Origin of the sequence: Xanthomonas cissicola, from assembly GCF_008801575.1 — a bacterium.
In the GTDB taxonomy this organism is placed as follows: domain Bacteria; phylum Pseudomonadota; class Gammaproteobacteria; order Xanthomonadales; family Xanthomonadaceae; genus Xanthomonas; species Xanthomonas cissicola.
In genome coordinates this window covers 26306-39019 of the sequence record NZ_VZPL01000006.1, presented here as the reverse complement: position 1 = coordinate 39019, position 12714 = coordinate 26306, and the positions used below count along the sequence as shown (strand labels likewise).

At 67.0% G+C, this 12714-nt stretch carries 11 protein-coding genes; 3 read left to right on the top strand and 8 right to left on the bottom strand.

Annotated features, from left to right (window positions below; all coding sequences use genetic code 11):
- Position 1: 1 nt before the first annotated feature.
- The 3 genes from F7R02_RS04145 to pilG are packed head-to-tail and all read right to left on the bottom strand — an operon-like array spanning position 2 to position 1313.
- Positions 2-532 (bottom strand): chemotaxis protein CheW, encoded by a 531-nt coding sequence (locus F7R02_RS04145; RefSeq protein WP_003482487.1) that lies wholly within the window; start codon positions 530-532, stop codon positions 2-4.
- Positions 532-894 (bottom strand): response regulator, encoded by a 363-nt coding sequence (locus tag F7R02_RS04140; protein ID WP_005913708.1) that lies wholly within the window; start codon positions 892-894, stop codon positions 532-534. Before F7R02_RS04140 ends, F7R02_RS04145 begins: the two co-directional genes overlap by 1 nt.
- A gap of 17 nt (positions 895-911) precedes the next feature.
- A complete protein-coding gene (gene pilG, locus F7R02_RS04135) occupies positions 912-1313 on the bottom strand; it encodes a twitching motility response regulator PilG (protein WP_005913706.1) in 402 nt (133 codons plus the stop codon).
- 236 nt (positions 1314-1549) lie between these two features.
- Here pilG and gshB point away from each other — a divergent pair, with 236 nt between their 5' ends.
- Together gshB and tolA are read left to right on the top strand one after the other, a co-directional pair.
- Positions 1550-2500: a glutathione synthase gene (gene gshB / locus F7R02_RS04130; protein WP_078590225.1), complete on the top strand. Its 951-nt coding sequence runs from the start codon at positions 1550-1552 to the stop codon at positions 2498-2500.
- Entirely contained in the window at positions 2497-3372 is an 876-nt protein-coding gene (gene tolA, locus F7R02_RS04125; RefSeq protein ID WP_016849855.1) for a cell envelope integrity protein TolA, read from the top strand. Before gshB ends, tolA begins: the two co-directional genes overlap by 4 nt.
- A 75-nt stretch (positions 3373-3447) precedes the next feature.
- Here tolA and F7R02_RS04120 read toward each other — a convergent pair whose 3' ends face one another.
- The 5 genes from F7R02_RS04120 to mrcB all read right to left on the bottom strand — a co-directional run bounded on the left by F7R02_RS04120 (position 3448) and on the right by mrcB (position 10374).
- On the bottom strand, positions 3448-4365 hold the full coding sequence (locus tag F7R02_RS04120; RefSeq protein ID WP_033484357.1) for an ADP-ribosylglycohydrolase family protein: 918 nt from the start codon (positions 4363-4365) through the stop codon (positions 3448-3450).
- Positions 4362-5081, bottom strand: coding sequence for a tRNA (adenosine(37)-N6)-threonylcarbamoyltransferase complex dimerization subunit type 1 TsaB (gene tsaB / locus F7R02_RS04115; RefSeq protein ID WP_078590224.1), 720 nt, complete (start codon positions 5079-5081; stop codon positions 4362-4364). Before tsaB ends, F7R02_RS04120 begins: the two co-directional genes overlap by 4 nt.
- Before the next feature lie 13 nt (positions 5082-5094).
- Positions 5095-7119 (bottom strand): DNA repair helicase YoaA, encoded by a 2025-nt coding sequence (gene yoaA / locus F7R02_RS04110; RefSeq protein ID WP_078590223.1) that lies wholly within the window; start codon positions 7117-7119, stop codon positions 5095-5097.
- Positions 7120-7391: 272 nt separating this feature from the next.
- Entirely contained in the window at positions 7392-7916 is a 525-nt protein-coding gene (locus tag F7R02_RS04105) for a hypothetical protein (RefSeq protein WP_003482503.1), read from the bottom strand.
- Positions 7917-7929: 13 nt separating this feature from the next.
- Positions 7930-10374 carry a penicillin-binding protein 1B gene (gene mrcB, locus F7R02_RS04100; protein ID WP_003482504.1) on the bottom strand — a complete coding sequence of 815 codons (2445 nt, stop codon included), beginning with the start codon at positions 10372-10374 and terminating at the stop codon, positions 7930-7932.
- Between the two features lie 241 nt (positions 10375-10615).
- On the opposite strand from mrcB, the gene F7R02_RS04095 reads away from it, so the two are divergent.
- On the top strand, positions 10616-12700 hold the full coding sequence (locus tag F7R02_RS04095; protein WP_139371012.1) for a glycosyltransferase: 2085 nt from the start codon (positions 10616-10618) through the stop codon (positions 12698-12700).
- Positions 12701-12714: the final 14 nt, after the last annotated feature.

Below are 12714 nucleotides of genomic sequence, written 5' to 3'. Positions count from 1 at the left end.
CTTAGGCCGCGGCCTGCCGGAATTCAGGAGTGCGCGACAGCAACGCCAGGGAAAACACACCCCAGTCCTGCGTCTCGTTGCGGAAGGCACGGTCGATGAAATGGGCGTAGCGGCCTTGCGCCAACTCGCCGGGTTCCACCGCCTGAACCTGCTCGAAGCTGCGTTGGCCGTACAGCTCATCGATGGTCAGCGCGACGTCGCCGCCGCTCTGACGCATGATCAGCACACGCTGGCCTTCCTGCAGCACCGTGCGACGGCCCTCCAGGAACTGCTTCAGATCGATCACCGGGAACAGATTGCCGCGCAGGTTGCCCACGCCCAGCAGCCAGGGCTGTGCGCCCGGCACCGGAGTGACCGGCGGCATCGGCACGATTTCCGCGACTTCGCGGAAGTCCGAGACCAATCGCCGGGTACCGACGCGATACCCCACGCCGCGCCAGATATCGGCCGAGAACTGGCGTTCCGGCAGCGGCGTGGCGTGCGCCAGACTACGACGCTCGTAGTCTTCGAGAATGTCGAATGGAGAGCGCATCAACGCACCAATTGTCTGATGCGCGCGATCAGATCGTCTTCGCGCGGCGGCTTGACGATGTAGTCGCTGGCACCTTGTCGCAAACCCCAGGCCCTGTCGGTTTCCATGCCCTTGGTGCTGACCAGCAGCACGGGAATGTCCTTGGTTGCCTGGTCGCGTGCGAGAGCACGGGTTGCCTGGAAGCCGCTCATGCCGGGCAACACCACATCCATCAACACAAGATCGGGCGCCTGGCTGCGAACCAGCTCAAGCCCCTCTTCTGCATTATCGGTGGCGACGACCGTATGGCCTGCTTTTTCCAGCCATTGACTGAAGACTGCCCTGTCGGTGGGCGAGTCCTCGATCAATATAATTCGAGCCATGTTGCCTTTCCCCCTGGTCAGGCGTGGACGTACGTGCGGATCGCGCTCAGTAGTTCTTCACGGGTGAACGGCTTGGTCAGATATTGCTCGGAACCGACGATGCGGCCGCGTGCCTTGTCGAACAGGCCGTCCTTGGACGACAACATGATCACCGGCGTCGATTTGAAGAGCTGGTTGCCCTTGATCAACGCGCACGTCTGGTACCCATCCAGGCGCGGCATCATGATGTCGACGAAAATGATCTGAGGTTGCTGGTCCGCAATTTTGGCCAGTGCCTCGAAACCATCCGTTGCTGTCACTACTTCACAACCTTCCCGCTTCAGCAGCGTTTCGGCGGTGCGGCGAATGGTTTTCGAGTCATCGATGACCATCACCTTCAGTCCTGCGAGTTCCCCACCCGCAGCAATGTTTTCACTCATGCAAATATCCCCGGGCGCGCGACGCTTCATCCCTTCCGACGTCGCTACGAAACTGCATGTATATCCCAAGACCCGCATCGACTGTCAAGGGCGCATTGCCGGGGCCCCGCCAGGCGGACGTTCCGACCACGTCTGGGTGCGTCCCGGCCGGCAAGTCGCGCACTACGACCCGCCGGGCGCGCCATCGCCCATCGCTTGAAGTTACCATCGGCAGCCTGTTCGAAAGGTTTAGCCCCATGTCGCTCGACGTCGTTGTGGTGATGGATCCCATCGCCTCCATCAAGATCGCCAAAGACACTACGTTTGCCATGTTGCTGGAAGCCCAGCGCCGTGGCCACCGTCTGCACTACGTGCGCCCCGGCGGGCTCAGCCTGCGCGAAGGGCGCGCGGTGGCGCAGATGGCGCCACTGAGCGTGCGCGATGACAAGACCAGCTGGTTCACGCTGGGCGAGTTCGCCGAGCTGGCGTTCGGGGCCGGCCAGGTGGTGCTGATGCGCAAGGACCCGCCGGTGGATGCGGAGTTCGTCTACGACACCCAGGTCCTGAGCGTGGCGCAGCGCGCCGGGGCGCAGATCGTCAACGATCCGCAGGGACTGCGCGACTACAACGAGAAGCTGGCCGCACTGCTGTTTCCGCAATGCTGCCCGCCCACCCTGGTCAGCCGCGATGCCGCCGCGCTCAAGGCCTTCGTGCTGGAACATGGCCAGGCGGTGCTCAAGCCGCTCGATGGCATGGGCGGACGCTCGATCTTCCGCAGCGGCAGCGGCGACCCCAACCTCAACGTGATCCTGGAAACGCTGACCGACGGCAACCGCAAACTGACCCTGGCGCAGCGCTTCATCCCCGACATCGCTGCCGGCGACAAGCGCATCCTGCTGGTGGACGGCGTGCCGGTGGATTACTGCCTGGCGCGGATTCCGCAGGGCGACGAATTCCGCGGCAACCTGGCCGCCGGCGGGCGCGGCGAAGGCCGGCCATTGTCCGAACGCGACCGCTGGATCGCCGCGCAGGTAGGCCCGGAAATGCGCCGTCGCGGCATGCGCTTCGTCGGCCTGGACGTGATCGGCGATTACCTGACCGAGGTCAACGTCACCAGCCCCACCTGCGTGCGCGAACTGGATGCGCAGTTCGGCCTGAACATCGCCGGGCTGCTGTTCGATGCAATCGAGGCCGGCGCCGCGCAATGAGCACGGCCGCGGTCCTGCCGGCACCGATGGACGACGGTCGCCGGCTGATGATGACGCTGGTGATCTCGCTGCTGCTGCATGGCGTGCTGATCCTGGGGGTGGGCTTTGCGGTCAGCGAGGACGCACCGTTGGTGCCGACGCTGGATGTGATCTTCAGCCAGACCAGCACCCCACTGACGCCCAAGCAGGCCGACTTCCTGGCCCAGGCCAACCAGCAGGGCGGGGGCGATCACGCCACCGCGCAACGCCCCCGGGACAGCCAGCCCGGCGTAGTGCCGCAGGACCGCACCGGGCTGGCGCCACAGGCGCAACGCGCCACCAGCGTGAACGCACCCGAGCCTACCCAGACCCGCGTGGTGACCAGCCGTCGTGGCGAACAGGCCGTGCCGACGCCGCAGCCGAATCCGCAGACCGACCCGCTCACCCCGGCCGAGGCGCAGCGCATCCAGCGCGATGCCGAAATGGCCCGGCTCGCCGCCGAAGTGCATTTGCGCTCGGAGCAATACGCCAAGCGCCCGAACCGCAAGTTCGTCTCCGCCAGTACCCGCGAATACGCGTACGCGAACTATCTGCGGGCCTGGGTGGACCGCGCCGAGCGCGTGGGCAACCTGAATTATCCGGACGACGCGCGCCGCCGCCGGCTAGGCGGCAAGGTGGTCATCAGCGTGGGCGTGCGCCGCGACGGCAGCGTGGAAAGCAGCCGCGTACTGGTCTCCAGCGGGGTTCCGTTGCTGGACGATGCCGCGCTGCGCGTGGTGCAACTGGCGCAGCCGTTTCCGCCACTGCCCAAGACCAAGGACGATGTGGACATCCTGCAGGTCACGCGCACCTGGCTGTTCCTGCCCGGCGGCGAGCTGCACGACGATCGCTGAAGCAGTGTGCGCCTGATCGGGGTGCGCCGACGATGGCGTGCTGCGAATCGGATGACGGCGCTGCCGCCCACGCTGCTAGGCGACCTGCCCCGCCTCATACAATCGGTCTGCCAGCACAACAATCTCTGCCGCATCCTGCACGCGCTCGCGCCAGGCGGTCGGGATGCCCTCGATGCCGTAGAACGCGCCGGCAAGCTGCCCACAGATCGCCGCGGTGGTATCCGCATCGTCGCCCAGGTTGGCGGCACGCAGCACGGCCTCGTCGAAGCTATCGGTGGTGGCAAAGCACCACAACGCTGCCGACAGCGAATCGATGACGTAGCCCGTGCCGCGAATCCGCGCTGCGGGCACGGCCACATGGTCGCGGATCGCCAATACGTGGACTGCAGGCGTCAGCAATGCTTCCGGCTGCGCATGCAGCACCTGATCGCGCGCATTTCCGAGCAGCGCCGCGCGCAGCTGGAACGCGAACAATCGGCAGGCATCCAGCGCCTCGGCAGAGGCATGGGTGGTGCGCGAACTGTCGGCGGCGCGCTCGGCAAGCTCGTCGGGGCGATGCGCGTAGTACATCGCCACCGGCGCCAACCGCATCAGGGATCCATTGCCGGCCGCGCGCGGATCGGCGCTGCCGCTGAAGGCGGGGCCGCCATCCAGATAACGCTCCAGCGCCTGGCGCACGGTGTTGCCGATATCGAAACAGTGGCCGGTGCTGCTGAGGTAGCCGTGCTGATACCAGTTGCAATAGCGGTTCATCTGGTCGGCCGCATCGAACCCCTGCCGATGCAGCAGGCTGTGCGCCAGGCACAGCGCCATCGAAGTGTCGTCGGTCCACTGCCCTGCTCGCAGGGCGAACGGGCCGCCGCCGCGCATGTCGTCGATCGGCCTGAAGCTGCCCGGCGCGCAGAATTCCAGCGTGGTGCCGAGCGCATCGCCCACCGCAAGACCGAGCAGGCAACCGCGAAACCGCGCGCGTTCGAGATCGCCGTGTGTCATGGCGCGGCGGCGGCGGCCTTCGCTGCGCGCGCGGCCTGTTGCTCGACCAGGGTGAGTGCAACGTTGTCGCGCAGGTACGCCGGTTCCACGCGCTCCGGCGCCAGCCCTTCGCCCCGCTGCAGCGCAGGCACCGCAAGCGTGAGCAGATCGGCGGCATGCGGCAAGGCACTGGCATCAACGCTGCTCAATTCTGCGGCAAGGCGCTGCTGCAGCAGTCCGTCGGCGGCCGCAAATCCGGTTCCCACCCCAGCCACGCGCTGCGCCGTCTCGGGCATGACCACCGCATCGGGCGTGCACACGCGCTCCGGGGCAAGTTCTAGCAACCCATCCTCGTTACGCGCGAACACCCCGGCATAGACCTCGCCCATGCGCGCATCGATGCAGGCCAGCACATGCCTCGCCTCGGCCGGCGCACGCAAGGCCAACACTTGCAACGTGGAAACGGCCAGCACCGGCAGATCCAGGGCCAGCGCGATCCCTTGCGCAATGCCGATCGCCAGACGCACGCCAGTGAAGGCGCCGGGGCCCCTGCCGACCGCGATCGCATCGAGCTGGCGACGGGTGATGCCGGCGTCGGCGAGCAGCGCATCGGCCCAAGGCAAGGCCAGTTCGGCGTGGCGACGCGGCGCCAGTTCGAAGCGCTCGATCACGCGACCATCCACGTGCAGCGCAACGGAGCAGGCTTCGGTGGAGGTTTCGAAAGCGAGGACGTTCATGGCGGGGCCGCAATCAGGAAGAAGAAGATCGGTCGCCGCCGACCGGCAACGCGAGCGCGCCATTGTCGCCCACCGCCGGTTCAACGCCAAAAAACGCCTGCACATCGGCAATGGCGTGCGTGCGCGCAAACGGCGGCAGCGACTTCATGAAGGTGCGGCCGTAGCTCTTGTTCACCAGCCGCGGGTCGCACAGCACCAGCACGCCACGGTCGGTTTCGCTGCGGATCAGCCGGCCCACGCCCTGCTTGAGCGCGATCACCGCCTGTGGCAGTTGTTCGTCGCGGAACGGGTTGCCGCCCTCGCGACGGATCGCATCCAGGCGCGCTTCGAACACCGGGTCGTCGGGTGCGGCGAATGGCAGCTTGTCGATCACCACCACGCTCAAGGCGTCGCCCACCACGTCCACGCCCTCGCGGAAACTGGCCGAGCCCAGCAGCACGCCATTGCCGGAATCGCGGAACCGCTGCAGCAAGGTCGCGCGCGGCGCCTCGCCCTGCACGAACAACGGCCATGGCGCGCCGCGCAAGGCTTCGGCCGCTTCGCGCAGCGCGCGGTGCGAGGCGAACAGCAAGAACGCACGGCCGTTGGAGGCTTCCAGCACCGGCGTCAGCGCGCCGATCAAGGCAGTGCCGAACCCGCGTGCGGCCGGATCGGGCAGGTTCGGCGGCAGGTAGCACAAGGCCTGACGCGCCCAATCGAACGGGCTGGGTTGCAGCAAGGTCACCGGATCGCTCAGGCCCAGCCGCTGCGCGATGTGGTCGAACTCGCCGCCCACCGCCAGCGTGGCCGAGGTGAATACCCAGGCCGCCTGCGACTTTTCGCGGTGTTCGCGCAGCGGGCCGGAGACATCCAGGGGCGTGCGCTGACAGCGGAAGCCGCGCGGGCTGAGTTCGTACCAGAGCACATCGTTGTCGACGGTCTCTTCCGGCGGATCCTGCGCGAAATCGGCCACCGGCAGATCTTCGCCCAGCCAGCGCGACAGGCGGCTCAACGCCTCTTGCGCACGTGCCGTGCAGCCGTCGAAACCCGGTGAAGCCTCACGCAATGGCAGCAGGGATTCGCCCAACCGTGCCAGCGACGACAGCACGGCATCGAACCCTTCGCGCACCTGCGGCTTGGCCAGCGCACGCCATTGCGTGGCGCGTGGCGGCAGCCCTTCCATTCCGGCGCGTAGGCTGCGCAAGGCCTCATCCAGCGCCAGGATCGGTGCCTGCAGGCTGGCCTGCGCGCCGGCAACCAGGCGCGCTTCGACCATGCAATCGCGCGCCAGCTCCTGCCATGGCCGCATGCCGAAACTCTCGCCGAAGAAATTGGCCGCCAGTTCGGGCAACTGATGCGCTTCGTCGATGACGAAGGCCTGCGCACCGGGCAGGATTTCGCCGAAGCCTTCCTGTTTGAGCGCCAGATCGGCCAGCAGCAGGTGGTGATTGACCACCACCAGATCGGCCGCCTGCGCACGCTGGCGCGCCTGCACCACGAAGCATTCGCTGTAGAACGGGCAGTCGGTGCCCAGGCAATTGTCGACGGTGGAGGTCACCATCGGCAGCAGCGGCGAGTCGTCCGGCAAGGCTTCCAGCTCGGCCATGTCGCCGAACTGGGTGCGCCCGCTCCAGGCCACGATGCGCTGGAACTGCGAGACCTGTTCGGGCGTGGCAAAGCGCGGTTCGCCACGTGCCTGCTGGGTGCGGTACTTGCACAGGTAGTTGGCGCGCCCCTTCAACAACGCACTGCGCAGCCCCACGCCCAGCGCGGCGCGCACACGCGGTAGATCGCGATGGAACAGCTGATCCTGCAGCGCGCGCGTGCCGGTGGAAACGATGGTCTTGAGCCCGGACAGCAGCGCCGGCACCAGATAGGCGTAGGTCTTGCCGGTGCCGGTGCCGGCCTCTGCCAGCAATACATCGCGCTGCTCGAACGCCTCGGCGATCGTCCCGGTCAGGCGCAACTGCGCAGCACGTGGCGCGAACGCGTCGAGCTGGCGCGCAAGCGCCCCGGCCTCGCTGAGCGCTTGGATGCTGGCAGTGGCAAGTTGGGACATGGGACCGAACGGAAAACGGACAGGAAGCACGACAGCCTAGCGCGTGCGCGGTGATGCTGCCTGGGTTGCACTTGATGGATTGCGCACATCCCGCTGCTGCGCCAGCAACCGTCAGGTGCGCCTGTGCTTGCTGAAACCGCACCGGGCAGCCAGGAGTTCCCTCCTCACCTTGGCTCGAAGTGCTCCAGGCATTCCAAGCGCACGAAGGACACGGCCATCCAAGGCATCCACCGCGCCCGCCGTGCGGTGCGCAGTCGCTTCGATCGCCGGTCTTAGTACCGCTTCACGCCTGCCACGGTGCAACCGGCAATCTGCGCCTTGGCAGAGGCGGCGTTTTCCTTTTCGCCACGCGCCAGACGCGATTGCTCGATGGTCGCCCAGTGCCGACGGCACAACGGCCCGGTCTTGGACCCCAGGTCGATCGCCTGCTTGGCGAGGCGTTCGGCCGCCGGCCAGTCGGCCTGCAGCACCGACACTTCGGCACGTTCCTGCAGAATCGCCGGGTCGCCCGACACCAAGCCCAGCGCCTGATCCAGGGCCGCAGCGGCGCCGGCCAGATCGCCGGCCTGGCGTTTGCTCTTGGCGGTCTCGCGCAAATCATCCACCTGCGGGTCGCGCAGCGGCTGCACCGACAGTTCGGTGTCGTCCGCGCCGGCTTCGCGTTCGATCAGCAACAGCCGCTGGGTCGGGGTGGTCGGGTCCACCGGGGTCGGCGGCGGCGCGGGTGGTGCGCTGACGCAGGCGGTGAGTGCGGCCAGGACGCCGATCGGGGCGAGCAAACGGTGCATTCGGTTCATGGGGTCGTTCCAATCAACGCGTGGGTGGGGCCGCGGCAGGTGCGGCGGCAGGGTCTTCGGGCTTCTTTTCCAGACCGAAGAAGCGGCGCCAGCCACCGCCGCTGGATTGTTCGGCAGGTGCGGCCGCTTCGCCGGGCGCGGCTTCGATCGACGGCGCGTTGCCTGCGCACGGCGCGTAGGCCGGCGTGAAGCCGACCACGAACGGGAACTGGCGCGCACCCGGGCAACCCGGGTCGGTGACGCCGGTGCCGCTGGCGTCCACCCACTGCCAATCCAGACCTTTGCCGCTGACCTTCAATGGCGCACTCGGCAGGCGGGCGAAGATGCTCGACCACACCCGCATCGCGCCGGTGGCGCCATACAAGCCGGTTTCGGCGTTCTGGTCGTTGCCCATCCAGATCACCGCCAGATGATCGCCGGTGTAGCCGGCATACCAGCTGTCGCGACCGTCGTTGGAGGTACCGGTCTTGCCGGCCGACGACAGGCGCCCCAGGCCATCGCCCAGCAACTGCCGCGCAGTACCGCCGCTGACCACCTGCTGCAGGCCGATGCTGATGAGGTTGGCGGCCACCGAATCGCCTTCCTGCGCCGGCGCCGGGGTCTTGTCATAGCGCTTGAGCAGCTTGCCTTGCGGGTCGAGCACACCGCGCACCGCATGCAGCGGCTGGATCTCGCCGCCGGCTGCCAGGAACTGATACAGCTGCGCCATGCCATATGGGCTCTGGTCGGTGGTGCCCAGGATCAGCGCCGGATTGGGCTCGGCCTTGATACCGGCCAACACCTGGATCAGCTGCGCGATGCGGTCCGCGCCGACCTGCATGCCCACCCGCACCGTGGCCTGGTTGTAGGAATGCGCCAGCGCATCGACCAGGCGCACCGTGCCGTGGCTGCGGTTGTCGGAATTGCCCGGCGACCAGGTCTTGCCGCGGCTGAGCTGCACGGTCACCGGCGAGTCGTCGACCCAACTGGATAGCGCCCAGCGGTCCGGCGAGGCCAAGGCCAGCATGTAGACGAACGGCTTGAGCAACGAGCCCACCTGCCGCTGCGCTTCCACCGCACGATTGAAACCCGGCTTGGCCACATCGCGGCTGCCGACCACGGCGAGCACATCGCCGTTATGCACGTCGGTAAGCACCAACCCCGCCTGCAGCGGCGGGCGTTTCTTGTTGTCCAGCCGCTTGATGGTGCCGGTCACTGCGCCTTCGGCATACGCCTGCGCTGACGGCGACATGCCGGTAAGCACGCTCATGCCGGCGCCCTGCAGCACGCCTTCCGGATAGTCGTGCGCCAGCTGGCGCCGCACCAGGTCCACATACGCCGGAAAACGGTTGGCAGCGACCAGGCCAGGCTCGATCGGCACGCCCAACGGCGCAGCCAGCGCGCGCTTGTATTCGGCGTCGTTGATCAGATTGTTTTCGTGCAGCTTGCCGAGCACGAAATTGCGTCGGTCCAGCGCGCGTTCCGGGTTGCGCCGCGGGTCGTAGTACGACGGCCCCTTGACCAGCCCGATCAACAATGCGATCTGCTCGGTGGTCATCGAATTGAGTTCGCGACCGAACCACAGTTCCGCGCCCGACGACACGCCGTGGATCGCCTGCCCGCCGCGCTGGCCCAGATAGACCTGGTTGAGATAGGCCTCCAGGATGGTGCGCTTGTCGTAGCGCGCCTCCATGATCACCGCGTACAGAATCTCGTTGAACTTGCGCGTGAGCGTCTGTTCCTTGCCGATGCCGAGCAGGCCACTGCGGGCCAACTGCTGGGTCAGGGTGCTGGCGCCCTGGCGGACCTGGCCGCCGGAGCGCGCCATGATCCAGGCCGCGCGCACCATGCCGCTCAGGTCGATGCCGTGGTGGCTGTTGAAGTCGCGGTCTTCCACCGCCTGCAGGCCGGTGACCAGCAGCTCGGGCACTTCTTCCATGCGCACCAGGCGGCGTTCTTCCTGCTTCTGGCCGTACAGGGTGGCGATGCGCGCCGGGTCCAGGCGTGCGCTCTTGAGCGCCTTGCGGTCGCCGGCGTCGCGCAGGCTGGCCACGCGCCCACCGGCCAGGCTGACTTCGATACGGCGCGCCGGCACGCGTCCATCCACATCGATGTAGCCGCGGCTGGCGATGGTGAAGCGGCTGCCGTCCTGCTGGTAGGTGCCGGCCAGCTTCGCCTGACCGTCGTCGCGGTACGACGCCGCGTCCAGCTCGGTCTTCAGCGTGGCCGCATCCAGTGCGTTGCCCGGCACGAGCACCAGCGGCCGCCCGTACACGCGGGTGGGGATCTGCCAACGCAGTTCGCCAAAGCGCTGGGTGACCTGCTTGTTCAGATACACCGTATAGGGAATCAGGAAACCGAGCGCCAGCGCGAACGCGGCAAATCCCCAGACGATGAGTCTGCGTTGCCAGCGGGAGCCTTGCGCATTGGTGTCGTCCTCGAAATCGTCGGGAGCGTCGTTGTCGTGGCGTCGGGGCACAGGAATGCGAGAATGTAGAGTGCGGCGAGTCTAGCGCAGCGCTGTCATGGCTGTGACCTGCCGGCCCGTCGGCCGTTAAGAGCGGCTAACAAAACGACCGATGCCGCTTCGCCAGGCGCGAGGTGTTCTCGGCAGCAGCGCAGGCATGGCTCGCACACTGCGCTGGCAGATGCAACGATTGCCTCGACCCGCGCTCTGCTCGCCACGTTTCACTGCCCCACCACGCTGGAGTTCCAACGCAATGTCGATGTCTTTGGCCGATGCGCGCTATCTGTTCAATCGCGTCCTCGGCCTGATCCACCGCAGCGTGGCCAGCATGCGCACGCGCGGCTGGCGCGCCACCTGGCAACGCATTCGCGTGCACACGCAGGCGCCCCCGGTCGCCCTGGGCACGCCGCTGTGGCTGCCGCAGGCCGCCCCGTTCGCGGCGTTCGCGTTGCCACACAGCCCTACCCCGCGGGTGACGGTGGTGATTCCGGTCTACAACCACATTGCGCACACCTTGGCCTGCCTGCGCGCGCTGGCGGCGCATCCGCCGCTGCTGAGTGTGGAAATCATCGTCGTGGACGACGGCAGCAGCGACGCCACCGCTGAACAGTTGCCGCAGATCGCCGGTTTGCACTATCACCTGCGTGCGAGCAACGGCGGCTTCATCGCGGCCTGCAACGACGGCATCGCACTGGCCCGCGGCGATTTCGTGGTGCTGCTCAACAACGACACCATTCCGCAGCCCGGCTGGCTGGACCGGTTGATCGACACCTTTGCCCAGCATCCGGGCGCCGGCCTGGTCGGCGCGCAACTGGTGTATCCGGACGGGCGCCTGCAGGAATCCGGCGGCGTGGTCTTCGGCGATGGCAGCGCCTGGAGCTACGGCCGCTTTGAATCGTCCGAAGACCCACGCTATGCATATGTACGCGCGATGGACTACTGCTCGGGCGCGGCAATCGCGCTACCGCGCGCGCTGTTGCACACGCTGGGCGGACTGGACCGGCGCTACATGCCGGCGTATTACGAAGACACCGATCTGGCGTTTGCAGTCCGCGCGGCCGGATATCAGGTGCTGGTGCAGCCGGCCAGCGTTGTGGTGCATGACCGGACCAATGAGACGAAAACGGGATCAATGGTTGCGGAGCATCAAAGGCAATTCGCCAAAAAATGGGCACTGCAACTCAGCAAACAAGTTCAGCAACCAGTGCTGCCCGGGCCGGCACTGCTGCACCGCCACCAGCGACAGGTCTTGATCCTGGACGAGTGCGTGCCGCAGCCGGACCGCGACTCAGGCTCGCTGCGGCAGTTCAACCTGATCCGACTGCTGCGCGAAGAAGGCGCGCATGTCGTCTTCGTGCCGACACGCCGCGAACACGCCGGGCGCCACACCCAGGCATTGCAGCAGCTCGGTATCGAAGTCTGGTACGCGCCGTTTCTCGAAGGCATCGGCAGCTGGCTGCGCAGCCATGGTGCGCGATTTGCAGTGGTGCTGCTGGTGCGCCACCACGTGGCGCATGCCTGCCTGCCATTGCTCAGGCAATATGCGCGCCAGGCGCGCACCTTGTTCGATACCGTCGACCTGCATTACCTGCGCGAACGCCGAGGTGCCGAGCTGGCCGGCGATGCCAATCTGCTGCGTAGCGCAGAACGCACCCGCGTGCGCGAGCTCGAGATCATGGCGGCCACCGATGTCACCCTGCTGGTGTCTGCCGCAGAACAGGCGCAGTTGCGCGCGGATGCGCCACACATCCGCACCGCCCTGCTGTCCAACCTGCATGAGGTCGCCGGCAGCGGCCACAGCTTCGCGCAGCGCCGCGACCTGGTCTTCGTCGGCGGCTTTCGTCATCCGCCGAATGTGGATGCGGTACAGTGGTTCATCAGTGACATCTTTCCGCAGGTCCGTGCGCAGCTGCCCGAGGTGGTCTTCCACTGCATCGGTGCCGACCTGCCCGACGCCCTGCGATTGTTGGCCGACGAATGCCCCGGCGTGCAGCTGCATGGTCACGTTCCGGATCTGGTTCCGTTCATGGACAGCGCACGTATCGCGGTGGCGCCGCTGCGTTTTGGCGCGGGCGTGAAAGGCAAGATCAATCTCAGCATGGCGCACGGCCAGCCGGTGGTCGGCACCACCTGCGCGGTGGAAGGCATGCACCTGCGCGATGGCGAGGATGTGTGCGTCGCCGACGATGCGGACGCCTTCGCCGCTGCAATCGTGCGGCTGTATCGAGATGCGACGTTGTGGCAGCGCTTGGCCGATAACGGCTTGCGCAACGTGGCCGAGCATTTTTCGCTGGACGCAGCACGGGCGACGGTACGCGAGTTATTTATTGCGGGGTGAGCAGGCGGCTAGGG